General features: G+C 57.2%; 23 protein-coding genes. 16 read left to right on the top strand and 7 right to left on the bottom strand.

What is annotated here, in order from left to right:
- Nucleotides 1–57: 57 nt before the first annotated feature.
- From ACXZ66_RS08955 to ACXZ66_RS08940, 4 genes are all read right to left on the bottom strand, one after another.
- Nucleotides 58–2274, bottom strand: coding sequence for a YhgE/Pip domain-containing protein (locus ACXZ66_RS08955; protein WP_458748230.1), 2217 nt, complete (start codon nt 2272–2274; stop codon nt 58–60).
- The gene (locus ACXZ66_RS08950; RefSeq protein WP_458748228.1) at nt 2271–4886 is read right to left on the bottom strand and encodes a YhgE/Pip domain-containing protein; all 2616 of its coding nucleotides are present in this window, start codon (nt 4884–4886) and stop codon (nt 2271–2273) included. Before ACXZ66_RS08950 ends, ACXZ66_RS08955 begins: the two co-directional genes overlap by 4 nt.
- 133 nt (nt 4887–5019) lie before the next feature.
- Complete coding sequence (locus ACXZ66_RS08945; RefSeq protein ID WP_458748226.1) at nt 5020–7098, bottom strand: acyl-CoA dehydrogenase family protein; 2079 nt, start codon at nt 7096–7098, stop codon at nt 5020–5022.
- 108 nt (nt 7099–7206) lie between these two features.
- Nucleotides 7207–8508 carry an acetyl-CoA C-acetyltransferase gene (locus tag ACXZ66_RS08940; protein WP_458748224.1) on the bottom strand — a complete coding sequence of 434 codons (1302 nt, stop codon included), beginning with the start codon at nt 8506–8508 and terminating at the stop codon, nt 7207–7209.
- Nucleotides 8509–8603: 95 nt separating this feature from the next.
- Between ACXZ66_RS08940 and ACXZ66_RS08935 the strand changes: the two genes are divergently transcribed.
- The 9 genes from ACXZ66_RS08935 to xerA all read left to right on the top strand — a co-directional run bounded on the left by ACXZ66_RS08935 (nt 8604) and on the right by xerA (nt 16861).
- A complete protein-coding gene (locus tag ACXZ66_RS08935) occupies nt 8604–9944 on the top strand; it encodes a 3-oxoacyl-ACP reductase (protein WP_458748222.1) in 1341 nt (446 codons plus the stop codon).
- A gap of 7 nt (nt 9945–9951) precedes the next feature.
- Nucleotides 9952–10875 carry a MaoC family dehydratase gene (locus ACXZ66_RS08930; RefSeq protein WP_458748220.1) on the top strand — a complete coding sequence of 308 codons (924 nt, stop codon included), beginning with the start codon at nt 9952–9954 and terminating at the stop codon, nt 10873–10875.
- A 135-nt stretch (nt 10876–11010) separates the two neighbouring features.
- The gene (lepB, locus tag ACXZ66_RS08925) at nt 11011–11736 is read left to right on the top strand and encodes a signal peptidase I (RefSeq protein WP_458751344.1); all 726 of its coding nucleotides are present in this window, start codon (nt 11011–11013) and stop codon (nt 11734–11736) included.
- Nucleotide 11737: 1 nt separating this feature from the next.
- The gene (locus tag ACXZ66_RS08920) at nt 11738–12388 is read left to right on the top strand and encodes a ribonuclease HII (RefSeq protein ID WP_458748218.1); all 651 of its coding nucleotides are present in this window, start codon (nt 11738–11740) and stop codon (nt 12386–12388) included.
- Nucleotides 12385–12693: a DUF2469 domain-containing protein gene (locus tag ACXZ66_RS08915; protein ID WP_018298056.1), complete on the top strand. Its 309-nt coding sequence runs from the start codon at nt 12385–12387 to the stop codon at nt 12691–12693. The genes ACXZ66_RS08920 and ACXZ66_RS08915 overlap by 4 nt, the downstream gene beginning before the upstream one ends.
- A gap of 133 nt (nt 12694–12826) precedes the next feature.
- On the top strand, nt 12827–13195 hold the full coding sequence (locus ACXZ66_RS08910) for a YraN family protein (RefSeq protein ID WP_458748216.1): 369 nt from the start codon (nt 12827–12829) through the stop codon (nt 13193–13195).
- Nucleotides 13182–14705: a YifB family Mg chelatase-like AAA ATPase gene (locus ACXZ66_RS08905; RefSeq protein ID WP_458748214.1), complete on the top strand. Its 1524-nt coding sequence runs from the start codon at nt 13182–13184 to the stop codon at nt 14703–14705. Before ACXZ66_RS08910 ends, ACXZ66_RS08905 begins: the two co-directional genes overlap by 14 nt.
- On the top strand, nt 14702–15895 hold the full coding sequence (locus ACXZ66_RS08900; RefSeq protein WP_458748212.1) for a DNA-processing protein DprA: 1194 nt from the start codon (nt 14702–14704) through the stop codon (nt 15893–15895). The genes ACXZ66_RS08905 and ACXZ66_RS08900 overlap by 4 nt, the downstream gene beginning before the upstream one ends.
- Before the next feature lie 27 nt (nt 15896–15922).
- Entirely contained in the window at nt 15923–16861 is a 939-nt protein-coding gene (gene xerA / locus ACXZ66_RS08895) for a site-specific tyrosine recombinase/integron integrase (RefSeq protein WP_458748211.1), read from the top strand.
- On the opposite strand, the gene ACXZ66_RS08890 is transcribed toward xerA, so the two are convergent.
- Nucleotides 16858–17379 (bottom strand): M23 family metallopeptidase, encoded by a 522-nt coding sequence (locus ACXZ66_RS08890; protein ID WP_458748209.1) that lies wholly within the window; start codon nt 17377–17379, stop codon nt 16858–16860. The two genes, xerA and ACXZ66_RS08890, sit on opposite strands and share 4 nt — an antisense overlap.
- Nucleotides 17380–17712: 333 nt before the next feature.
- On the opposite strand from ACXZ66_RS08890, the gene rpsB reads away from it, so the two are divergent.
- From rpsB to ACXZ66_RS08865, 5 genes are all read left to right on the top strand, one after another.
- Entirely contained in the window at nt 17713–18564 is an 852-nt protein-coding gene (gene rpsB, locus ACXZ66_RS08885) for a 30S ribosomal protein S2 (protein WP_458748207.1), read from the top strand.
- Nucleotides 18565–18745: 181 nt separating this feature from the next.
- Nucleotides 18746–19573, top strand: coding sequence for a translation elongation factor Ts (tsf, locus tag ACXZ66_RS08880; RefSeq protein WP_458748206.1), 828 nt, complete (start codon nt 18746–18748; stop codon nt 19571–19573).
- A 192-nt stretch (nt 19574–19765) separates the two neighbouring features.
- Nucleotides 19766–20494 carry a UMP kinase gene (pyrH, locus tag ACXZ66_RS08875; protein ID WP_458748204.1) on the top strand — a complete coding sequence of 243 codons (729 nt, stop codon included), beginning with the start codon at nt 19766–19768 and terminating at the stop codon, nt 20492–20494.
- Between the two features lie 73 nt (nt 20495–20567).
- Nucleotides 20568–21125 carry a ribosome recycling factor gene (gene frr, locus ACXZ66_RS08870; protein ID WP_458748202.1) on the top strand — a complete coding sequence of 186 codons (558 nt, stop codon included), beginning with the start codon at nt 20568–20570 and terminating at the stop codon, nt 21123–21125.
- A gap of 50 nt (nt 21126–21175) precedes the next feature.
- A complete protein-coding gene (locus tag ACXZ66_RS08865) occupies nt 21176–22090 on the top strand; it encodes a phosphatidate cytidylyltransferase (protein ID WP_458748200.1) in 915 nt (304 codons plus the stop codon).
- Here the strand turns inward: ACXZ66_RS08865 and ACXZ66_RS08860 are convergent.
- The gene (locus ACXZ66_RS08860) at nt 22087–22503 is read right to left on the bottom strand and encodes a LapA family protein (RefSeq protein WP_458748198.1); all 417 of its coding nucleotides are present in this window, start codon (nt 22501–22503) and stop codon (nt 22087–22089) included. The genes ACXZ66_RS08865 and ACXZ66_RS08860 overlap by 4 nt on opposite strands.
- A gap of 93 nt (nt 22504–22596) precedes the next feature.
- On the opposite strand from ACXZ66_RS08860, the gene rlmN reads away from it, so the two are divergent.
- Nucleotides 22597–23700: a 23S rRNA (adenine(2503)-C(2))-methyltransferase RlmN gene (rlmN, locus tag ACXZ66_RS08855; protein ID WP_458748197.1), complete on the top strand. Its 1104-nt coding sequence runs from the start codon at nt 22597–22599 to the stop codon at nt 23698–23700.
- A 56-nt stretch (nt 23701–23756) separates the two neighbouring features.
- Here rlmN and ACXZ66_RS08850 read toward each other — a convergent pair whose 3' ends face one another.
- Nucleotides 23757–24194 (bottom strand): DUF2631 domain-containing protein, encoded by a 438-nt coding sequence (locus tag ACXZ66_RS08850; protein WP_458748195.1) that lies wholly within the window; start codon nt 24192–24194, stop codon nt 23757–23759.
- A gap of 149 nt (nt 24195–24343) precedes the next feature.
- On the opposite strand from ACXZ66_RS08850, the gene dxr reads away from it, so the two are divergent.
- A complete protein-coding gene (gene dxr, locus ACXZ66_RS08845) occupies nt 24344–25525 on the top strand; it encodes a 1-deoxy-D-xylulose-5-phosphate reductoisomerase (protein WP_458748193.1) in 1182 nt (393 codons plus the stop codon).
- Nucleotides 25526–25555 lie beyond the last annotated feature (30 nt).

Below are 25555 nucleotides of genomic sequence, written 5' to 3'. Positions count from 1 at the left end.
TTTGCACCCCGGGGAGTCAGTCTTTCAGGACTTCGATATCGATTACCCGCGGGGCCACTACATCAGCTTCGTTTTCTCCATTGCCTCGGTCATGGAACGGTTGTAGCCGTCCAGCAGCGGGCGCAAAACTACGCCGAGCAGCAGCGTGGGCACAATAAAGAGCGCGAGCCAGCCGAAGCTGATCCAGAAATCACCCTCAAAGGTGCCTGCGATGGCCGAACGCATCGCGTTGATCGAGTGGGTTGCTGGCAGCCACGGGCTGATGTTTTGGAACCAGTTGGGCAGAAGCTCGAGGGGGTAGGAGCCACCGGCTGCCGAAATTTGCAATACCAGAAGCACCACCGCGACGGCCTTGCCTGCGTTGCCGAAGGAGAGCACCAGGGTGTAGACGATCAGCATGAACACCAGGGATGCAAGCCATGCAATCAAGAAAAGCAGGAATGGGTGGACGGGTTCGATCTGGACGAAAATAATCAGACCGAGCACCACCAAGGTGCTTTGTGCCAGGCCGATGAGCGCGAAGATGCCGAAGCGCCCGAAATATTGCTCGGTGCGGGTGAATTCTTGCGGTGCTGAATCAGCAGAGTCTGCGGAAGTAGCCTCGTCAATATCCTTGCGCGACACATTCGCACGCAGAACGACACCGGAAAGCAACGCGCCCACCCACAATGCCAAAGTGGTATACAGCGGGGTCATTGCAACACCGAAGCTGGCAACAGGGAAGACGGGCTCGCGCTTGACCTCAATCGGCGTGGCCAAAGCCGAGGCTAATTGCTCTGGGTTGGAACCGACCAAGTCAGCGAGCTGGGAGAAGTCACCGGTATCGCGGGCACGGCGGATGGCATCACGAGCTTGATCGAAATCATTGGCGGTGCGGTTGAGCGTATCGGCAAGACCAGCAGTGACATTCTTGGCATTGTCCAAGGTGTCTTGGACGGAGCCAGGCGAGCTGGATAGTGCCGAGGTGGCTTGATTAATGTCAGCGCCGACCGTGGAGAGATCCGAGCGAATGGTATCTAAGGTGCCTCCCAGCTGATCTAGTTGCGGGCGAAGTTGCGTGTCGTAGGTTGACCGCGCGTTGTCGATGGCTGCTTTTGCCTCGTTGAGCGCGTTCGTGGTGGCCTGCCGGTTCCCCTGCGAGGTGGTATTTCCCGCTGAAATATCGCTGGCGGATTGCGCGAAACGCTCTTGCAGCGTGCGCTGGCGTGCGATGGCATCGTCCAAGCTGGAAATCACGTCGTTGTATCCAGGGCGCGCGCTCGCCGGCAGGTTGGGTGCCACCGTGGTATTTAGCTGATCGCGCACCGATTCGTACAGGCTGACCTGCTCACCGACGCGCTGGGTCAAGGTATCAAAAGTTTCCGAGGCAGAGACACTGGTGGAATCCGCGTTTGCAAAGAGCTCGTCGACACGCTGCCCCACGAGATCGAAACTCTGGCTCGTGGCATCTAAGGAAGTGCTCAAGGACTGGGTGGACCGCTGCAGGGTGTTGGCAAGCCCGTCGGTCGTTTGCGTGCCAGCCCCGGTATCGGTGCCAGTGGTATTTAGTTGGGCACCGGCTGCGGACGCGATTCTCCCAGCACTGTTGACCAGCGGGATGCTGGAGTCCACCAGCGCGGAGAGGGACGAGACAGTCCCCGCGCTGGAGCGGAGCTGAGTGGATACGCCGTCGAGTCGGTTTTCCATATTTCCCAAGGCCTGCTGCGTTTGGTCTTGTTGCAGGTAATCGTTAAGTGAGGTGACTAAGCCTAGGCCAACCTCGCTGACAATCTTGGTGAAGGTGGTGTTGATCTGCGAGGTCACACCGGTGGCACCTTGGGCAACAATCGTGCTGGCCAGGGCGTTTTTCTTCTGATTGGTATAAAGAGTGACTTCGGTAGGTTGGGTGTCGTCGACATAGAAAGTCAGCATGTCGGTGCTAAAAGTCGGCGGAAGCACGATGGCTGCGTAGTATTCGCCGGATTCGGTGCCGTCGATGGCTTGATCAACGTCGGTGATGATCCAATCCAGGTCATTGTTGAGGCTGAGCTGGGCAAGGACCTGTTCGCCTAGGTTTAGCCGAACCGGCGCGAGGTCGGTGACATGCCCCTCGTCCTGGCTGGCCACAGCGATTTTTAGGTTGCTGGTGTTTCCAAATGGGTCCCACGAAGCCAGGACGTTGAACCAGGTAAATAGCAACGGAATCACGATCAGGCCGAACACCACGATGGAGGCCGAAACATTGTGCGAGATCCGGCGGACATCGCTGCGGACAATGGTCAGAATGTTTTTCATGAGCGAGTGGCCCCCTTATCAGAACCCTTATCAGGACCCTTATCAGATTCAGCGTCCACGTCAACGGTGTGCAACCGTTGATTCTCAGGTGCAGCCGCGTTGCGAAGGTCGGTGGAATTGAGATGCACCAACTCCTCGGCGTGCGCGAAGCTTTGCTTGATGTATTCGAGCGCGCCAATGAATCCCAACACCAAAAGCCCCCACAGAACAGAAATACCCAGCATCATGGCCTTTTCGGCTGGGAAGAACCAAGCAACGGCGCCCAGAACCAGCGCGCCGAGCAGACCGACAATCACGGCAATCTTTAACAGCGTGGAGTAGTTTTCCCGGATGGGCTTCCAGCGCTGCTCAATATCCTCTTTGTATTCTTCACGGTTTTGCAGCGCGTGAATCACATCCGCCAGGCGGTATCCGCTGCCCACGACCTGTGGTTTCTCGCTGGACATCAATTTTGTCGAGGCGATTTGCTGATTAAACAGCAAATTGAAATAGGACAGATTACGCCTCAGAAGAATGCCCAATCCGAAGGAAAGAGCAAACATCACAGCCAAAACACCCATGTAGCGCCAATAGTGATTGCCGTAGAACCCGCCAATGGTTTCGCGCAAAGCATCAATGCCATAGGAAAACGGCAGCCACGGGTAAATCGCCTTGAAGAAGTCCGGCATTAGCTCGATCGGGTACAGTCCCGACGCCCCCGGAATCTGCACAATTACAAGCAGCACCGCAAGCCCGCGCCCCACGTGCCCAAACGCGGCCACCAGCGCATAAATAATGCTCAAATACGTCAGCGCAATAAACACCGAGGTAAGGACGAAAGCCAGCGGATTCACGGTTTGCACCCCAATAATCAGATCGCCCACCGAAACCACCAACGCCTGACAAATCACCATCAGCGCCAGCAACAAAAAGCGCCCGAGGTAGGCCTGCGCCACCGACACCCGACGGCTCAACCCCGTGGTGTCCACCTCCACGCGGTAGATCACCATCAGCATGAACGCACCGATCCACAGCGAGAGGTTGGTGAACAAACCAGCCATGCCCGAACCATAATTCTTCACCGGAAACACAGTCTCGTTTGTGACCTTGACGGGCGTAGCCATGTATTGCGAAATCCCCACCGAATCCAGACCCGTGACCTTTTGCAGCAAGTCCGAACCCGCCGCCGCGTTGAGCGCCAGCACGTCGGTCTGCGCAGTCCGCGCGCCATCTTCCATGTTTGCCAGGTCAGTTTTAAAGCCGTTGAGCGCGTCACCGGTGGCGACAAGCTGGCCGTCGATGTCGCGCAGGAGCTGGGAGGTTTCACCCAGCAAGGTTTGCTGATTGCTTATCGACGACGAAAAGCCCGCCGCGGTTGACGAAAGTTGGGCAATAGAACTATTTAACGCCGGAATCGAATCAGAGACCGTTCCCCGCAAAGTCTGCGCCGTCCCATTTGTCGCCTGGGTTGCTTGCTGCAGGGCGTCACCTGAAGCCTGGACGGAATCAACCATGTCACCCACGCTGCCGTTGAGTCCGTTCAAGTCCGCGAGCAGCTGTTGGTTGGTGGCATTGCGCTGCTCAATTCCCGAGATGGCATCGTTGAGCGATTGGGTCAGCTCTGGCGAAAGGTTCGCCGTGGCCAGCACACCTTGTAATTGCGCGATGGCAGCGTCACCCTGAGAAAGCACTGCCTGGGTGTCGCGCGTGGCGGTATCGATCTGGGCACCCGCTCGATCCAGCTCGCCGACCACCGTACTCACCGAGGCGTTCGCCGAGGCCGTTCCTGAAGCTAGGGCCGAGGTGCCATCAACGAAAGCGGAGGTGGTTGCATCAGAGAAATTAACGACGAGGCCCTGGACCTCACCCATAATTGTTTGCACTTCGGACAAGGCTGTCCGGACATCGTCGAGAGTTGTGTTGACAGAACCTAACGTCTCCTCGGTGGCAGAAAGTACTGGCCGGGCGCCCTCGAGAGAGTCCTGGATCCGCGTGACTTCCTCTTGGGCAGAGGCGAGGGAATCGGCGGTGTTTCCTAAGGTGGCACCGGCGCGGTTCTCGGCGTCGTCGATACGCCCTTCAAGCCCAACTCCCGCATCGCGCAACGCTGTCGTTGCGGCCTGGGCGACCTGCTCTTTAAACACCGAGGTGATCTGAGTATCGATGGCGTTGGCACCGTTATCGGTGATGACCGGGGCGATCGCGCTGAGCTTCTCGTTCGGGTGATAGATCAATGTCGGTTGGGTGTAAGTGCCCTCGAACATGCTGACCAAATTCCCGCTGAAATTACTAGGGATCTCAATGGTTGCGTAGACATCGCCACGGCGAAGCGAATAGTCAGCTTCGGCCTTATCCATGAACTGCCACCCAAGCTGATCATTGCTTGCAAGGGTGTTGACCACTTGGTCGCCGATATTGATCGGGCCGGTCAGCCTATTGTTGGCACCCTGGTCTTCGTTGACCACTGCAACCTTGATGTTTTGTGTATTGCCGTAGGGATTCCAAAATGCACCGATGTTGATCCACGCATACATCGCGGGGACTATCAGCACACCGATGACGATGATCCAGATCTTGGGGACCTTCCACAACCGTGACAGGTCCCGCGTAAAAATCTTCCAGCTTTGTTGCACGATGTGATGGTACTCCCAAGTAGCGCCTAGATAGGGACTAACTTGGCGATTGACTTATCTAAAGCGCCGCATGAAAAAATGCTCCCAGTCAAAACTTTTATGGTCCTGGCTGGGAGCATTGTAGAGCTCGTGGTTAGCGGGGATCCACGCCGCCGTCGTTGAGCATTGGCACATTGGTGATCTCGCTTGGGATGCCGAAGGCATCGACTAAAACATCGGCCCATGGGCCCAGCGAATCGACGAGGTCATTGATGGCTGCGCGAGTTGCCTTGAGGCGACCTGCAGGTAGAATATTCTGTTCCTGGTACCAGCCGCCGTGGTCGGCGATGGTGGACAGAGCAAACAAGTCACGGACCTGTTCAAGTACCTTGCGTTCTTGGGAGTCCTCCGGGAGCCTTTCTTCTGCCTCGACAAGAGCCTGCAGGGCCAACGAATCCATGCGAGCGTAACCGGCTGCAATCATGTGGTCCTGGGCCTTATCCACAACCTCTGCTGCTGCAACTGGGTCGAGCTTGCGGGCGCTTTGGATGCGACGGACCAGCGACTTGAGAAGGTTCTGGGAGCGCTCCTCGAGCAGGGTGATTTGGTAACCGGAATCGAAAAGAGAATTCTCATCGCGCTTGGACACGCGGTCCACTAAGCCCTGGACCGTGACCGACAACCCGGAGCGGCGACGAAAAAGATCGGAAACCTCATCGATGCCGTAGCGCACAATATCGCGTGGGGTCAGATCAGCCATGTCGCGGCTATAAGCGGTGAGCATTTCCTTGGCCACCATTTGGATCAAGACGGTGTTGTCGCCCTCAAAGGTGGTGAAGATGTCGGAGTCATCCTTGAACGTGGTCAGCTTATTTTCCGACATGTAGCCAGCACCGCCGCAGGCCTCGCGGCATTCCTGAATCGTGGCTGTGGCATGCGCCGAGGAAATAACCTTGACACCTGATGCCCACGATTCGAGCTCGCGCTGTTGGATGCTCTGCTCCTCGGTGGGATTCATCAAGTTGTAGGTGCCGTTGGCAATGTTGGCGTAGTGGTCGTCTAGGCGCTCGGTGACCTTGTTCTGCAAGGCAGCCAGTGCATAGGTGCGAGAAAGTGGAACAAGCAAGCGCAGGCGGTGGGAGCGGTGCTCCATCAGGGTCTTTTCTTTACCTGGAGCGCCTTCAAACTGACGACGCCTCGTCGCATAGCGCACCGCGATGTCAAGGCTGGTGCGTGTTGCAGCCCCTGCGGCTGCGCCCACGCCGACGCGGCCTCGGATCAGGGTGCTGAGCATGGTGAAGAAGCGACGATTCTGCGACTCGATCGGGGATGAGTAGTTACCAGCTTCGTCGACATCACCGAATTTGTTCAGCAGGTTTTCGCGTGGAACTCGGACATGGTCGAACTTCAGCGTGCCGTTATCCACTCCGAGCAGGCCACCCTTGCGGCCGTTGTCGCCGATCTCCACGCCTGGCATAGGGTTGCCTTCATCATCGCGGATGGGTACGACAAGGCAGTGCACGCCGTGCGACTTTGTGCTGCCTGGGGTGTAGAGCTGTGCGAATACCGCAGCGATAGTTCCGTGGCGGGCCGCGTTACCAATGTAGGACTTGCGCGCGCCGTCGTTGGGGGAGTGAATAACAAACTCTTTGGTCTCCGGGTCGTAGGTCGCCGACGTTTCAATCGCAGCCACGTTAGAGCCATGGCCACGCTCAGTCATGCCGTAGCAACCTAGAAGCTCAAGATTCATGGTGGGCTCGACGTACTTGCAGTGGCGCTCGGTACCAAGGGCATCGATGGCGCCGCCCCACAGGCCCCACTGGACTCCGGCCTTGACCATGGTGGACATATCCACCGAGCCGAGAGTTTCTAGTGCGACGATCGCGCGGGCGGTCTTGCCGTCGCCCCCGTTGGCCTGGGAGAACGTAGCGCGCTGGACACCGGTGTTGAGCAGCTCGCGGAGCTTTTCCACCTGCAAGTCGCGTTGCTCATCAAGGGTGCCTTCGAGATTGATTTGCATGGTTGGTGTTGAGATGGCCGCGCGCATCAGGTCGCGGTCCTCTGCGTATTTGCCGTCGATGACGCTGCGCAGTCCGCGCACGATCGCTTCGACGTCGAAATCATTTCGCGAGACCGGAAGGTTTTCCGGGCGGTGTGCCTCGGGCTTCGCCTTGGGGGCATTCTTAGGCGAGCTCTTCTGCGAGGTCTTCAGTTCAGCTTGTATGTGGGACATGTCGCAACCTTAGCTTGAATGTGATGTAGAACACTACTGTTTTTGGGTGAAAAGGGCTCATAGTTGCTGGTGGCGACCTTTTAGTTACCCCCAGCGGTATGAGTTTTCCTATGCTTCAATGATGGCCGTAATACCTTGGCCGCCTGCCGCGCAGATCGAAATTAGGGTGCGTCCGCCACCATTTTCTTTGAGGGTCTTCGCTGCCGACGCGAGAATGCGGCCACCGGTTGCTGCGAATGGGTGACCCGCTGCAAGCGAGGAACCCTTCACGTTCAGCTTCGCGCGGTCGATGGAGCCCAGTGGGGAAGCGAGGCCAAGGCGGGTACGGCAGTAGTCCTCAGATTCCCATGCGGCAAGGGTAGCGAGTACCTGCGATGCAAAGGCTTCATGGATCTCGTAGAAATCGAAGTCCTGCAGGGTCAAGCCATTGCGCTCCAGTAGGCGAGGCACTGCGTAAGTAGGAGCCATGAGCAACCCGTCTTGGCCGTGAACGAAATCAACGGCTGCGGTCTCGGAGTCGACGAGGTATGCCCACGGTTCGAAGTTGTTTTCTTCGGCCCATTCTTCGGAAGCCAACAAGACGACAGAGGCGCCGTCGGTCAGCGGAGTGGAATTGCCCGCGGTCATTGTTGCTTGAGTGCCATGCTGTTCTGCATCTTTCTTGCCGAATACAGGCTTGAGTTCTGCCAGCTTCTCTTTGCTGGTATCGGGGCGCATGTTGGTATCGCGGGTCACCTTCAAAAATGGCGTGACCAGATCGTCAAAGAAACCTGAATCGTATGCCGTGGCCAAGTTGCGATGCGATGTAACCGCAAGCTCGTCTTGGGCCTCACGGGTGATGGCGAACTCGCGTGCAGTAATTGCCGCGTGCTCGCCCATGGACAGTCCAGTGCGAGGCTCGGAGTTGCGAGGCTGTTCCGGCGTGAGCTGCTTCGGGCGGATCGATCCCAGGAGCTTGAGCTGATCCGCTGGCTTCTTGGCATTTGAGAGTTTGATCAGGGTGCGACGCAATTCATCGCCGACGGCCAGGGGTGCATCGGAGGTGGTATCGGTACCCCCACCAATGCCGACCTCGATGCGACCGAGTGAGATTGCATCAGCGACCTGGACGGCCGCGGCAAGTCCGGTACCGCATGCCTGCTGGATATCGAAGGCTGGCGTCGTGGGAGCCAATGCCGAGCCAAGTACACACTCACGGGTGAGGTTGAAGTCGCGGGCGTGCTTCAACACTGCGCCTGCGGCGACCATGCCCAACTCTGTATCTTGGAGGCCATAACGTGCGACAAGGCCGTCGATGGCTGCGGTGAGCATGTCTTGGTTCGAGGCGTTTGCGTATTCCTTATTGGAACGTGCGAAGGGGATTCGGTTTCCTCCGACGATGGCTACGCGACGAGCTTGTGGGGTGTTCATGGGTTGACTCTCCCTCGTATTAGGTGCAATTATCTGTGTTACGAATCACCGTTCGTTTTCTAGTGTAGTGTAGATCACGTAAAAGTACGAAAGGGATGGTAGAAATGGCAAAACCAAAGCAGGGAATCCTCGAACAACTCATTAACTCCCCAGTGGGCGCCAAACTCGGTGTTCCGCAGGGGGAACCACTTCGTCGATACGCGCCTGGAGAGCCACTCCTGGACGGGCCGGTGGTCATCGGCGGACGCGGTCGACTCCTCGCGGGCTTGCCCGCATTGCTGAAAGGCGACTACCAGCTCGTTGACGCGGCGGCAGAATCCAAGCGTTCCGCAATCGTCGTTGACCTGACCGGGCTGACGGCGCCGGAAGAATTGCACGAAATCTACGATTTTCTCAACCCACAGATGAAGAAGTTGCTGCCAAGCGGTCGCATTGTCATCTTCGGGCACACACCAGAACTTCTCGACGACGCCGACGCCCGCATCGTGGCACGCTCCTTGGAGGGATTTAGTCGCTCAGTGGCCAAGGAGCTGCGCCGGGGAGCAACCGCCCAACTTGTCTATGTGGCACCCGATGCGCAACTGGAATCTGCTGAATCCACGCTCCGCTTTCTGCTGTCCGGCAAGTCTGCCTTCGTCGATGGTCAGGTTATTCGCGTAGGCGCGACTGCTGCTCCAACTCCTGATGATTGGGAGAAGCCTCTCCAGGGCCGACTGGCAGTGGTGACCGGTGCTGCTCGCGGTATCGGTGCCACCATTGCCGAGGTGCTCGCACGAGACGGTGCGGACGTCATCTGCGTAGATGTTCCTGCGGCAGGTGAGGGGTTGGCCAATACAGCCAACAAGGTCAAGGGAACTGCCTTGCCTCTGGATGTGACCGCAGCAGATGCTGCCGATCGTTTGGCGAGCCACGCGAATGAACGCCACGGGCGCAAGATCGACATAGTTGTGCACAATGCAGGCGTGACTCGTGACAAGCTGCTGGCCAACATGAATGACGGCCAGTGGAACCTGGTACAAAACATTAACCTGGTGGCGCCAGTGCGCATCACCGAAAAGCTGCTGGCAGCCGGTGAACTGGCAGAAGGTGCATCAGTGATCGGGGTGTCGTCGATGGCAGGCATCTCCGGCAACCGTGGTCAAACAAACTACGCGACCACCAAGGCCGGAATTATCGGGTTGGTTGACGCGCTGGCAGATACTTTTGCGAAACTCGGTGGCAATATCAACGCAGTAGCCCCTGGATTTATTGAAACCGACATGACCGCGGCAATGCCGACGGCCCCGCGTGAGATTGGTCGCCGCCTGAACTCACTTTCGCAGGGTGGCAAGCCGGTTGACGTAGCTGAAACCGTGGCCTACTTCGCTGCTACTTCGTCTAAGGCAGTCAACGGCAACGTTGTGCGTGTCTGTGGCCAGAACCTCATGGGCGCGTGATCTAGAAATGGCACAGTACACACAGCTGTCGAAGATCCCCGAGCTGATGGTTATTTATCGCTCGGCGATGAAAGATATGGTGCCGGTAATTGGCACAACCCACACCGCGAAGGCCGATCCGACAACTGCCTTTGAAGTCACTGGGGTAGAGGTAGACGGACGCCACCTGGCGGCCTATTGCCAAGCAACCGGCCTGCGCTTTGGCAACGAGGTGCCAGCAACCTACCCGTACGTGCTGACCTTTCCGCTGGTGATGAAGCTACTGACGGCCCCGGACTTTCCGTTTAAGGCTATCGGTGCCGTGCACATCTCCAACACAATTACTCAATTGCACCCAATTACCGTCACTGACACCTTTGATGTGCGTGTGCATGCTGAGAATCTTCGCCCGCACCGCAGGGGATTGATCATCGACTTCATTACCGAGGTTTCCGTTGAGGGCAAGATCGTGTGGCACCAAAAGTCCACGTTCTTAGGAGGTGGCGCGAAGCTGGCCAAGGACGCGGAATCGTCGATACGCGAGCGTGCGGAAGACTCCGGGCAGAGCCTTGGCCGCCCCGATGTACCCGAGCGTGCCTCGAATGCGCTTGTGCGTGTGAGTGTGCAGGATATTGCTCATTACGCCGAAGCTTCGGGGGATAAGAACCCGATTCACGTGTCCAAACTTGGGGCGAAGGCCTTCGGCTTCCCGTCGACGATTGCGCATGGGATGTACACGGCCGCGCTCATGCTGCGCGCTCTTGAAGGTCGTTTGCCTGCGAGCTTCACTTTCAGCGTTGACTTTGCCAAGCCAGTGATCCTGCCTGCGAGGATCGCGGTATGGACACGGCAGACGCAGCAGGGCTGGGAGCTCCAGGCGCGGAAAGCCTCGAAGCCGGAAACCTTGCATGCTGTAGGGCTGGTCGAAGCCGTGGATGTGGGTGATTCATAAACCCCACCTTTTACTAATGAAACTCCCAGGCCAATCCCATGAGGATGGCACAAGTGAATTAGCTCATCATTGGTAGAGTGGCTCTTCGTGACATATTCAACTGGAGCAGCGCAACAAAACCATGATCCCGAGGGGGTGGAGTCTTCCGAAGAATCTGAGGAGAAGACCACCCCGTGGTACATCGAGATCCCCGTGGTCATCCTGCTGACGTTGGGTTTGATTTTTGTCCTACAAACTTTTGTGGGCAGGGTATATCTGATTCCGTCCGCATCCATGGAGCCCACACTCCACGGCTGTGAGGGATGCACCGGCGACCGGATCTTCGTGGAAAAGGTGTCTTATTACTTCAACGACCCGAAGCCAGGCGACGTAGTTGTCTTCGAGGGCACGGACTCGTGGAATCAAGGCTTCGTTTCGCAGCGCAGCCAGAACACGTTTGTTCGTGGGCTGCAGAATCTCGGTTCCTATGCCGGATTGGTTGCACCCGATGAGAACAACCTGGTCAAGCGCATTATTGCTACAGGTGGGCAGACCGTTTCCTGCCAAGCAGGTGACCCCGCGGTGATGGTCGACGGCAAACCCATCGACCAGTCCTATGTCCTCGATCCGCCGACCTATCCCGTCGATCCAGAGACAGGTTCAGTGGAGTGTGGCGGCGACTACTTCGGTCCGATCACTGTGCCGGACAATAGCTATTACATGATGGGCGATAACAGGACGAACTCGCTTGACTCGCGTTACCACCTGGGCGATCCATACCAGGGCGCGATCCCCGCCGAGAATATTCGAGGCAAGGTCCAAGCGATTATTTTGCCGTTTAGCCGTATTGGTGGGGTCGCAGACCCGGCAATTCAGCAATAACGTGCGCAGACTCAAACAATTACGCACCTACGAAGTCACACTCTCGAAGGCTGGTCTTGGCCCCATCGCAGGTATCGACGAGGCCGGCCGCGGCGCTTGCTTCGGCCCCATCACCATCGGGGCATGCATCTTGCCCGATCGTCCCATCGCCGCCTTAGAAGGACTGACGGATTCCAAAAAGCTCACGCCAAAGCGTCGCGACGAGCTCTTCGACGCCGTCAAAGCGAACGCCGTGAGCTATTCCGCCGTGCATATTTCAGCACAGCTTATCGACGAGCGCGGCATCCAAACAGCCAACCTGGATGGTGCGCGCAAGGCGATCGCACTCTTAGACACCCAACCCGGGTATGTCCTTGTCGACGCTTTCCGCATTCCTGGGCTCCGCTCGCCCCAGCTTCCCATCATCGGAGGCGATTACACCGCGCGTTGCATAGCTGCTGCCAGCATCATTGCCAAGGTCAGCAGGGACAGGCTGATTAGCGAACTTGCGCAGCATTACCCCGGCTACGGTTTGGAAAAACACAAGGGGTACGGGACAAAGGACCACATGGATGCGGTGCGTCGCAACGGTGCAACGCCGCTGCATCGCTACACTTACTCAAACGTGGCTGCTGCAAATGCGGAATTTCAAAGGAGTACGAACACACCATGAGCGCTGAGGAACTAGACAACTACGAAGCAGAGGTTGAGCTGTCCCTTTATCGCGAATATCGCGATGTTGTGAGCCAGTTTTCGTACATTGTCGAAACTGAGCGCCGTTTCTATCTGGCTAACGCAGTGGAACTAATTCCACATACCGAAGGCAAAGATGTCTATTACGAGGTACGCATGTCCGACGCGTGGGTCTGGGACATGTACCGCAACGTGCGATTCGTCCGCTACGTGCGGGTTATCACCTACAAGGACGTCAATATTGAAGAGCTAGACAAGCCCGATCTGGTTTTCCCAGAGAAGTAATAGTTAGTGGTGTCTGTGCCCGAAATGTTGTTTTCCACAATTTTCGGGCATTGATTGCGCGAGGCTTCCGCGTCGAAGCTTTGTCCCCCAAGCTAGATGCAGTGAGATCAGCATCTACTTGGGGGAAATTTTTATGCAGCAATCAGAAGCACGGCTGAGCTTGGGCAGGCGGGGCGAACAAGCAGCAGCAGATTTTTATGAGCAGCGGGGCGCACGCGTTGTTGCCCGCAATATCCACTATCCGGTTGGAGAACTGGACCTGATTGTCCGCGAGCCCAACGGTACGATCGTGTTCGTGGAGGTGAAAACCCGTTCGGGCACGTCCTATGGCAGCGCCGAATCCGTCACGCGAAGCAAACTGGCCAAGATGCGCAAGGCTGCTGCGCGGTGGTTACTCGATCAGCCTTATTCGATGGTGCGCTTTGACGTTGTTGCCTTGACTGTAGCGGGAAGTACTTTTGCCCTCGACTATTTCGAGGGGGTCGAAGATGGCGCTCGCTAGTACGCTGGCCGCTACCGTCGAAGGCGTGGTCGCACATCCGGTGACCGTGGAGGCCAATATTGGCCCAGGACTGCCTGGCATGTACATCGTCGGTCTTGGCGATGCGACGGTGCGCGAATCACGAGACCGGATTAAAACCGCCATTGTTAATTCACGGCTCCCGTGGCCGAAAACCAAGATCATGGTCTCCCTTTCTCCTGCGAATTTGCCGAAATCAGGGTCCCATTTCGATTTGCCCGTGGCTCTGGCCGTGCTGGGATCCATTCACCCTGTTGCAGCGAAAAGACTGGAATCTGCAGTGTTAGCGGGTGAGCTAGGCCTTGACGGAAGTCTAAGAGCTGTTGACGGAATCCTGCCGATTGTCGCCTCAACGCAGTCAGAGTCGGAGAGAACGATCATTGTCCCTATTGGCAACGCCGCCGAAGCCGCCCTTGTCGGGCAGCGGAATATCCTTGTCGCGCGCTCTCTTTCTGATGTGTGGAATTGGGCTCTCGGTGACGCGCAGCTCCCCGCGGCCACAGACTTTGAGCACGGCGAAGAGGTGACAGCAGCGGGGCCGGATTTTTCCGATATTGCGGGCCAAACCGAAGTGAAGAAAGCCCTGGAAGTGGCAGCCGCAGGAGCCCATCATGTCCTGATGGTTGGACCGCCGGGTTCAGGCAAGTCCATGCTTGCCCAGCGCATTCCGTCTATTCTCCCGCCACTTTCGCCTCAAGAAATTGTCGAGGCGACCGCAGTTCACTCTGTCTCGGGCAGGGATACTCACACAGTGATCAGGCGTGCGCCGTATATTGCGCCGCACCCAGCGCTGACCCGAGCAGCACTGATCGGAGGCGGATCAGGCAGGCCCCGGCCAGGTGCCGTGAGCCTGGCCCATAGAGGAGTGCTATTTCTCGACGAGGTCAGCGAGGTACCCGCGGCTGTACTAGACAATTTGAGGACCCCCTTGGAAGAAGGCTGCGTTCGTTTGTCTCGTGCGCGCAGGGAGGTGAAGTTCCCCGCACGGTTCCAACTGATCATGGCGGCAAATCCATGTCGATGTGGTGCTGGAGATGCAAAGCGGTGTCGCTGCAACTCACGAGAGAGGCAAACACACCTGAGCAATCTCTCAGGCCCTTTGCGCGACCGGATTGACATCACCGTGGCAACCAGAGCCTCGGGGGCAGTCCTAGCCGACGATTCAACGGAATCTTCAGCCGAGATTGCGCACCGTGTCGAAGCCGCGCGCGATCGGGCTCGAGCCCGGTGGGCCCGCGCCGAGCTGAACATTCAGACGAATTCGGAGGTAGAGGCTCCATTTTTGCGGCGCCACTTTCCCGCTGATGAATCGGGGATGGCTCTGCTTGGAGCCTACTTAGCACAAGGGGAACTTACCCAACGTGGAGTAGATCGCTCCATCAAGCTCGCATGGACGTTATGCGATCTAGCAGGAGAAAGTCGGCCAAACTTAGATCACGTGGCCTCCGCTATGGAGCTGCGAGCAACCATGAATGCGGGGCGAGTGGAGTGACTAGTGACGCAGCTTGGGCATATCTCAATACGGTTTTTGACGGGCCATCGCCAGCATTGCAGCAGGCATTGGAGGCAGGCAGAAGCGCAGAAGAAATTGCCCATGGAATTCAAACCCGAGCCAGCTGGTTGGGCCCGCTCGCCCAAGAAACCGAGCGCCGCCGTGACATTAATGTCCACGAAACCATCGAGCAGGCAGGTCGCGCTGGATTTGAACTCATCCACCCAGAGTCGAGGTTCTGGCCAGGTGAAGTCATCGATGAGGCGTTCTACCATGCCAAAGAGTTCGCAGACGTATCTTCTCGCACGGACCCGCGGGAGCTTACGCGCCCGCACGGACTCTGGATACGCGGCAACCTCGACCTTAAAGCGTTGACGGCGCGCGCGGTGGGCATCGTCGGCACGCGTGCTGCCACACAGTACGGCGTTGAAGTCACTCAACAAATATGCACAGACCTAGCGCGACACCACTACACAATCTTCTCGGGTGGGGCATTGGGAATAGATACTCACGCACACACCACGGCGCTCGAGTGCGGTACTCCGACTGTGGCCGTAATGGCTTCTGGCCCTGGGTTTGTTTACCCATTGCGCAATAAGGACTTATTTAATCGCATCGTGGAGCGGGGTGGCGCGCTGATTACCGAGTATGCGCCGGGAACACCGGCGGAGCGATTCCGTTTCTTGGTCCGCAATCGCCTCGTGGCCGCGCTGACCCAGGGCACCGTAGTTGTCGAGGCACCCTATCGATCCGGTGCTCTTAATACGATGAAACGAGTCGACGACTTTGGCCGACTCCCGATGGCCGTGCCAGGACCAATTAATGGTGGGGCATCGAACGGGAGTAACAATCTGATCAAACAGCAGCGTGCCGTCGCAATCGTCGATATCCGCGAAGTCCATGCGCATCTCGCGCGCATTGGGGAAGTCGACGTCGATGCCCAGCTCGAGCTTGAATATGCGCCTAGTCCGATCCAAGAGCTTTCGCGCAACGAATTGCGGGTCTATGACGTTTTGCCGCGTGAGGATCAAGGTGGAATCACAGCAGAAGAAGCAGCGACAAAAGCGGGGCTCGGCGTGGCCCTGACTGTTCACCTCTTAGTAGAACTAGCGAAGCGCGCCATTGTTGTCCGGCAGGGAACCAAGTGGGCGAAGCTTCCTGGCCCACAGCCTGGAATCGAGCAAGGATAAATCGAGAGGTCGCTATACTCGTGAGGTGTGAGTGGCACAAAAGGTGAGGGCGAGGGTGTAGGCGACGGTGTTCGAAAGGTCACCCAAGTTGGCGAAGCAATCGAAGACTTCGCTGATTACCTTTCCCTGGTCAAGGGTCGTTCAGAAGCGACCGTGCGGGGCTATAAATCCGACCTTGCAACTTTGACCGAGTTCGCGCCGACTTTTCGCTCGTTTACCATCGTGACCTTGCGCTCGTGGCTGGCAGAAGGCGTGTCGCAGGGGCTAGCTCGAACCAGCTTGGCGCGGCGCACTGCAGCCGCCCGAGCCTTTTCAACCTGGGCCTACAATCACGAATACATCGCCTCCGATGTGGCGGCCCGCTTAAAAACCCCGAAGATCAACCGGAAGTTGCCACAGGTTCTCAGCACTGAACGCGCGGCAGAGCTGGTAACGCAACCGAAAGCCCACGCCGACGATCCCGAGGGGCCAGAAGCAGTGCGCGATCAAGCGATCCTAGAACTGCTCTACGCCAGTGGCATCCGCGTTTCCGAGCTGACCAACCTGGACATCAACGACCTCGACCTTGAACGCATGCAGGCGCGTGTCACAGGTAAGGGCAATAAGCAGCGGGTTGTGCCGTTCGGGAGGCAGGCCCGACTAGCACTCAGCGCGTGGCTGAATCACGCCCGCGATGAACTAGCCCAGGACACCGATGCGTTGTTCGTCGGAGTCAGAGGAAAACGGATCGACCCGCGGCAAGTCAGGCGCATCGTTGAGCGCGCCGGGCAGCAGTCTGATGTCGCGCATTTGACGCCCCACGGGCTACGGCACTCTGCTGCTACGCATCTTCTAGAAGGCGGGGCGGATCTTCGTCTCGTACAGGAACTGCTCGGACATTCCTCGATGCAGACCACTCAGATTTACACGCATGTGTCCTCTCAGAGGCTAAAGGAAGTATTCGAACAGGCGCACCCGCGCGCCTAAGCAGTCTCGACAGGCTTGAGCCGAATCGTCGGTCTATCAAGCAAGGAAAGCGGATTGATATAAAGATCGGGGCCGGTTCGCGCTCCCCAGTGGAGTCCGGGGTAGTCATCGAAGGGGTGTCCGAGGCGTCCGATGATCTGACCTTCGAGGACCACGTCGCCCACAGCGACCTGGGCGTGGACAGGCTGGTAGGTGGTGCGGATTCCGTCGGCGTGATCTATGGAGATCGTAGGAGTTCCAAACACAACGCCGGCGAAAGCAATCGTGCCGGCCTCCGCGGCCAGAACATCCCCACCAATGGGGAGGGCCAGATCAACCCCACGGTGACCGGGCAGCCAATTCTTCTGAGGTATCTCCGCTCCCCGCAGCACCCTCGTGGCCTGCGGGAGCCCGGTTGTGGGATCGACATAGGCAGCCGCAGAGGCGGGTGCGAAGATAGACGAAAAGATACTCGTGAAGAGGACGACTAAGAATGAGGACAAGGCAAGAATCACCTGACGCGTGTGCATATATTGCATCCTTGCCCGAATTTCTATCGAGCGCTTCCGGGGCATCGCAAACTTGTGGATAACCCATAGGCTGTGGATAGCTCGGTGCGCCCGTTTGGCGAGAATACCGTTCACGGTTTAAGATTGTGCCCAGCAGTGTGTCCATTTACTTGCAAGAGCTTTTGAATCACTGACTACGCGCGACGAAATACTAAACAAATGTTTAGCTGTCGTTACCAACATCGGTCCCTAGTTTCGGTTAAGGAATGCGGGCGTTGGTGCGGCTCGTTGCCAGGGTGTGGGATAAAAACCCACACAAAACTTTGTAACCGAACTAACTATTACTCCTAAGGAGAGATTCCCATGGCAGTTGTAACCATGCGCGAACTCCTCGACGCTGGTGTGCACTTTGGCCACCAGACCCGTCGCTGGAACCCGAAGATGCGTCGCTTCATCTTCACCGACCGTAACGGCATCTACATCATCGACCTGCAGCAGACGCTGACCTACATCGATGAGGCATACGAATTCGTGAAGGAAACCGTCGCACACGGTGGCACCATCCTGTTCGTAGGCACCAAGAAGCAGGCTCAAGAAGCAGTTCAGGAAGAAGCTGAGCGCGTTGGCATGCCTTACGTCAACCACCGTTGGCTCGGCGGTATGCTGACCAACTTCCAGACCGTTTCCAAGCGTCTGCACCGCATGAAGGAACTGCAGGCAATGGATGCGGCCGAGGACGGCTACGCAGGTCGCGGCAAGAAGGAAATCCTGATGCTGACCCGCGAGCGTACCAAGCTCGAGCGCGTACTTGGCGGCATCTCCGAGATGACCAAGGCACCTTCCGCACTGTGGATCGTGGACACCAACAAGGAGCACATCGCTGTTGCTGAGGCACACAAGCTGCGCATCCCTGTTGTGGCTATCCTCGACACCAACTGTGATCCGGATGAAGTTGACTTCCCAATCCCGGGCAACGACGACGCAATTCGTTCCACCAAGATCCTGACCCACGTCATCGGTGAGGCAATCATCGCTGGTAAGCAGTCCCGCGAAGAGCGTCAGCTCGCAGCTTCCCGCGAAGCAGCAGGCGACACCGACGAGAAGGCAGCTCAGGACGCAGAGGCAGCAGCAGCTGCTTCCGCTGACCAGGCAGCAGAAGCTCCAGCACAGGCTGAGGCAGAAGCTCCAGCTCAGGCTGAGTCTGACAACGCTTAGTCGCTGCTGAATACGGCACCTACCCCCAGCGCCCGCACGTCGTTCCATATCTAAATACATGGGCGCGCGGTGGCCCTGGGGGTGTTGTCTTTTTCGACATGCCACGAGTTGGCGCGTCGACTAGTCTTTTTAAAGATCATTTAAACGAATTTCGTTCTACAACGAGGAGGATCGCCCCACTATGGCGAACTACACCGCTGCTGATGTTAAGAAGCTCCGCGAGATGACTGGCTCCGGCATGATGGATTGCAAGAAGGCTCTTGAAGAGGCCGCTGGCGATTTTGAGAAAGCCGTCGAGATCCTGCGTGTCAAGGGTGCTAAGGACGTGGGCAAGCGCGCAGAGCGCAACGCTCTCGAGGGTCTGGTTGCAGTTTCCGGCAACACCATCGTCGAAATCAACTCCGAGACCGACTTTGTGGCAAAGAACGAAGAGTTCAAGACCGTCGCAGGTCAGATCGCTGACGCAGCAGCCGCTGCTAAGGCAAACTCCCCTGAGGAGCTTGCTGCAGCTGACGTCAACGGCACCCCAGCTTCCGAGGTCATCGAGCAGCTCTCCGCCAAGATCGGCGAGAAGCTCGAGCTTCGTCGCGCAGCTACCGTTGAGGCTGAAAACCTCGAGGTTTACCTGCACCAGCGTTCCGCTGACCTCCCACCAGCAGTTGGCGTTCTCGTCGGCTACAAGGGTGAAGGCGAGCAGGCTGCTGAGGCTGCTCACCAGGTCGCACTGCAGATCGCTGCTATGAAGGCTCGTTACCTGACCCGCGAGGACGTCCCAGCTGACGCCGTCGAGAAGGAGCGCGCAGTTCAGGAAGAGATCACCCGCAACGAGGGCAAGCCAGAAGCTGCCATCGCAAAGATCGTTGAGGGTCGCGTAGGCGCATTCTTCAAGGACATCGTCCTTCTTGATCAGCCTTCCCTGTCTGACTCCAAGAAGTCCGTCAAGCAGTACGCAGACGAGAATGGCCTGGAGATCACCGGCTTCGTCCGCTTCGAGGTTGGCCAGCAGTAATTCCTGCAGCTTTTTAAATCCCCGTTGACACCGTTTGGTGTGAACGGGGATTTTGCATTTGCTTCACGACGATTAGCCCACCTGAAACATCGCTCCACCTTTCGGCGGGTAACTAACGAGATGGCGACGTTTCCAGGTAGGATATGCAGGAGGAAAATTGCGATGGCGTATGCCCGAAGGAGTACATCTCAAGTGACTGAAACTGCTGAACAACCGCGTCAGGGCTACAAGCGAGTGATGCTGAAACTCGGGGGAGAGATGTTCGGTGGCGGACAAGTCGGCATCGACCCAGATGTCGTCGAAAATGTCGCGGCACAAATTGCAGAAGTTGCCGAAACTGGGGCAGAGGTCGCCGTCGTTATTGGTGGCGGCAATTTCTTCCGCGGTGCGGAGCTGCAGCAGCGTGGCATGGATCGTGCCCGCTCGGACTACATGGGCATGCTCGGCACTGTCATGAACTGCCTGGCTTTGCAGGACTTCCTGCAGCAGCGTGGCGTTGACACCCGAGTGCAAACATCTATCAACATGGCACAGATCGCCGAACCTTACCTGCCACTGCGCGCGGTGCGCCACCTGGAAAAGGGCCGTGTGGTCATCTTTGGTGCCGGCATGGGTATGCCGTACTTCTCCACGGATACCACCGCGGCCCAGCGTGCCCTGGAGATTAACTGCGAAGTACTACTCATGGCCAAGGCCGTTGACGGAGTCTACTCGGACGATCCTCGCACGAACCCGGATGCCGAGCTTTACTCGGAGATCACACCTCGCGAGGTCATTGAAAAGGGCCTCAAGGTAGCAGATGCAACTGCGTTCTCACTGTGCATGGACAACGATATGCCGATTCTTGTGTTCAACCTGTTGACCCAGGGAAATATCAAGCGCGCCGTGATGGGCGAGAAGATTGGCACCCTTGTTAAATAGATAGTTCAATCTCGTGCTTTGTCACTGGTAGATTAAGCGCGTAGAGATCCAACATGATAGCGAAGGAAATTCAATGATTGATGAAGTATTGCTAGATTCCGAAGAGCGCATGGGCAGCTCCGTCGAGCACACCCGCGATGATCTAGTCTCTATTCGTACCGGCCGCGCCAACCCAGCGATGTTCAATGGCGTCGTCGCTGATTTTTATGGCGTGCCAACTCCTATCAACCAGATGGCTACCATTTCGGTGCCTGAGCCACGCATGCTGTTGATCAAGCCTTATGACATGTCCACCATGGGCGAGATTGAGAATGCAATTCGCAACTCGGATCTCGGCGTGAACCCGACTAATGATGGCCAGGTTTTGCGCGTGACCATTCCTCAGCTCACTGAGGAGCGTCGCCGTGACATGGTGAAGATGGCTAAGTCCAAGGGCGAAGACGGCAAGATTGCGATTCGCAACATTCGTCGTCAAGGCATGGAGGCGTTGAAGAAGATCCAAAAAGACGGCGATGCTGGCGAGGACGAAGTCGTTACCGCGGAGAAGGAACTGGACAACATCACCGCAACCTATGTAAAGAAGGTCGATGAAGTTGTCGCTAACAAGGAAGCCGAGCTGATGGAGGTCTAGCGTAAGGCGATAACGAGACAACTACAAGGAAGCGAGAACTTTGTTCAACGGTGAGTACTGATAAAGACAATCCGAAACAGCATCGCGATTCAGCGCTACATTTGGATCTTCCGAAACCGAAAAACTCGGCTGGTAGGAACCTGACCCAGGCCATCACAACGGGCGTCATCTTGGGCGCCCTTGTCATCGCCGCGCTGATTGCGGGACCGGTCGGATGGTATCCGCTGGTTGCCGTCGCGGTAGCAGGGGGGATGTGGGAAGTACTCACTCGTCTGCGTGAAGCAGGCTACGTTGTTCCGCGCACGTTGCTCCTTATTGCAGGCCAGGCCATGGTCTGGTCAACGTGGCCATTTGGTGTGACGGGTTTAATGTTCACGTTCACCCTCAGCGCGCTCATTCTCATGTTCGGCCGATTGTTCCATCACGGTCGCACCACGGCTCCAAAGAACTATCTGCGCGACACAGCAGTGTCGATTTTCGTGCTCGTCTGGATCCCACTATTTGGTTCCTTCGGAGCGATGATTTCGCAGCTGTCTAGCTGGGATGTCCCCGGCTCGCTGTTCATCTTGACCTTTATGCTTTGCGTCGTTGGCTCGGACGTGGGCGGCTATATCGCCGGAGTCATGTTCGGCTCCCATCCGATGGCACCTGCGGTCAGCCCAAAGAAATCCTGGGAGGGATTCGCCGGGTCCGTCGTGTTTGGCATGACTATCGGCGCGTTGTGCCTGCAGTTCTTGTTACAGCAGCAGTGGTGGATGGGCGCAATTCTTGGTTTGGCGCTGGTCATCTGCGCCACTCTCGGCGATCTGGTGGAAAGCCAATTCAAGCGCGAGCTTGGCATCAAAGACATGTCCGGCTTCTTGCCCGGCCACGGCGGCCTGATGGACCGCCTTGATGGGATGTTGCCGGCGGCCGCCGTGACCTGGCTTCTGCTCAGTGTCATCAGCGGCTCCCAGTTGATTTAGCGCTTATAGGCTTTCTTTAGCTGGCGACGCAATTCAAACATCCGCCAGCCACCAACAAGCGCCATGATTAGTGCACCTGCAATCGCAGATGCCAGGTAGGCGATTGCAGCCGGGAGTTGGAAACTCCACTTGAAAAGTGTCATCTCCACTTCCTGCTGGTTTTGCAGAATGAAAATGATCAGCAAAATCAACAGAAGCGTGCCGACGATTAACGCCGCCCATGTGCCAGCCGCAAGGGAATGAGAGACCTCCGCAGGCGGCTTGGTTTCTTCATGTTTTTCTTTTTGCGAGGTCTTGGTATCCTCAGCCTGAAGCATAGGTTCCTCACGCACTGCCGGTGGATGCGCAGAAGTACTCGGCTCAATGGGTTCTGAATACTCAGATGAACCAGCGGGAGAAGATTCTCGTGTCATAGAACTTATGATAAACGTATGCGCATGAAAATCTATGGCAGGCGTGCGAACAATTCGGTAAACAGCCTTCGACGTGCAATGATGGAGCGCGATATGAGTGAATTTCCTAAGATCCAATTACTAGCCCCCAAGCACGGCATGCCGCCAAAGCACTTCGCCGACCTGACGAAGAAGGAACGCCAAGATTCGATCCAGGAGCTCGGCTTGCCTAAGTTCCGTGCAGATCAAATCGCACGCCATTACTATGGTCGCTTTGAAGCTGACCCAACCACCATGACCGACTTGCCGGAAGCACAGCGCGAACTTGTCAAGGAAGCGCTGTTTCCCACGCTGCTCACCCCTGTGCGCAAGGTCGAGACCGATGAAGGCGATACCACCAAGACGCTGTGGCGTCTGCACGACGGTATTTTGCTCGAATCCGTGCTCATGCGCTACCCAGACCGCGCGACGTTGTGTATTTCCTCCCAGGCAGGGTGCGGTATGGCATGTCCATTCTGTGCCACCGGTCAGGGCGGGCTTGACCGCAACCTGTCTACTGCAGAGATCGTCGATCAGGTCCGTGAAGCTGCCGCGATGATGGAGGCAGAGGGTTCCCGCCTGTCGAACATTGTGTTCATGGGCATGGGAGAGCCACTGGCCAACTACAAGCGCGTCGTCTCGGCCGTACGTCAGATCACCCAGCCGACGCCGGATGGCTTCGGCATTTCGCAACGCAACATCACCGTGTCCACGGTGGGTCTCGCACCTGCGATTCGCAAGCTTGCCGACGAGGACCTTTCCTGTACCCTCGCCGTGTCCTTGCACACGCCTGACGACGAATTGCGCGACACTTTGGTGCCCATCAATAACCGATACTCGGTGGAAGAAGTTCTTGACGCAGCGCGTTACTACGCAGACAAATCGTCGCGACGCGTCTCTATCGAGTACGCCCTGATCCGTGACATCAATGATCAGGATTTCCGTGCGGACATGCTGGGTAAGAAACTCCATGATGCGCTCGGCTCGAAGGTGCATGTGAATTTGATTCCGCTGAACCCAACTCCGGGGTCGAAGTGGGATGCATCGCCAAAAGCTCGCCAGGATGAGTTCGTGCGTCGAGTTATTGCCCAGGGCGTGACCTGTACGGTGCGCGACACCAAGGGCCAGGAAATCGCCGCGGCCTGTGGTCAGCTCGCTGCCGACGAAAAGGCTAGTTAGCCGGAAGACACAAAAACACCCTGTACCGAATCCGGTACAGGGTGTTTTTTAAGTTACTACTTAGCCTCTGCGGAGCCTTCTACCTCACGCAGGTGGCGAACACGAGCTGGGTCGATGTTCAGTGCACGCAGCTCAGCATCAGTCAGGTTAGAGTATTCGCCGGACAGAGTCTTCTGATCGTATGCCCAGTCTGGCTCAACGTGGCCGACCGGTTCATTCTTACCGGTCAGGGTGCGGATCTGGGAGAGCTGAGGGCGCAGGGCGAAAAGAATCAAGCCGATTGCGATCAAAGCTGCAAGGGAAAGCAACCAGATGGTCTCTACATGGCCACGGTGGTTACCGAAGTTGTAGCCCAGCAAGAAAAGAACCGAGATCCAGCCAGCGATCTGAATGGTCTTTGGGCTGAGCTCTGACCAACCCCACTTCGAGGAAGGTACGTCTTCCTCAGATACGCCGTTGTAAACCTCATAGGTCTTCTCGTGGGACGCAGCCATTGCTTTCTCCTTAATTCTTTACAGCCAAACCTTGCAAACACTGTTACCTGCGTTCTATCTTCGCACAAACGTGTCCGTTTATGTGAGTGAATACCCCCTTAAGGTTTCATACTTTCGCAGGATAGGTTTTAGGTGCCACAATAGGTCGGGTGAGCACAACCAAAACCGCAGCAACGAGGGTGTTGATTCTCGGTTCTACAGGATCAATCGGTACCCAGGCCATCGACGTCATTGAGCGCAACCAGGACGCCTTCGAGGTCGTGGGAATCGCAGCTGGGGGATCGAACCCTCAAGCGATCATCGACCAGGCCCACGCGCTTCGCCTGCAGCCACACAACGTGGCAGTTTCTGATGAAGAGGCGGCCCATACCGTCAGCCAGGCTCTTGGTGGGGAAGTGATCTCGGGTCCGGATGCGGCGCGGGAGCTCGTCGTAAAGCAACCTGCTGACACCGTATTAAACGCGCTGGTGGGCTCTCTTGGTCTGGCCGCAACCCTGGCGACGCTAGATACCGGGTCCACTTTGGCGTTGGCGAATAAGGAGTCGCTGGTTGCTGGTGGCAGGCTTGTGATTGATCGGGCGAAACCGGGCCAGATCGTGCCGGTGGACTCGGAGCATTCGGCAATGGCGCAGTGTTTGCGTTCCGGTCGCAGGGACGAGGTGGCGCACTTCGTACTCACGGCCTCCGGCGGGCCATTCCGCGGCCGCACACGCGAGCAGATGTGGGACGTCACTCCGGAGCAGGCCGCGGCGCATCCCACGTGGTCGATGGGGCAGATGAATACTCTTAATTCGGCGACGCTGGTCAATAAAGGCCTCGAGCTCATCGAAGCGAGCCTGCTTTTCGACGTCGCGCCCGAACTCATCGACGTCACCGTGCACCCGCAGTCGATCATTCACTCCGCGGTGACTTTCGTCGACGGCAGCACGATCGCGCAGGCCTCACCGCCGTCGATGATGCTGCCGATCAGCCATGCACTGGCCTGGCCGAAACGCGTCGCGGGGGCCCAGCCGGCACTCGATTTCACGCAGTCACATGATTGGCATTTTGAGCCGCTTGACGACGAGGCCTTCCCCGCCGTCCAGCTCGCCCGCGATGTGGCCACTCGCGGTGGCACTTTTCCCGCAGTCTACAACGCTGCAAACGAGGAGGCAGCAGCAGCTTTCTTGGCTGGGCGAATCCATTTCCCACAGATCGTTGACGTGATTGCGGCCGTGGTTTCCGGCGCAGACGATTTTGCCCACGTAGCATCGACATTCGAAGATGTAGTTGAAGTCGAGCGCATCGCACGGATGCGCGCCAACACACTTATCGACGAGCTGGCCACCTAGTTTTCATTTGTTGTAGGGAGGGCCCCACCT

Source organism: Corynebacterium sp. S7 (assembly GCF_054401105.1).
This window is presented reverse-complemented; position numbering and strand designations above follow the sequence as displayed.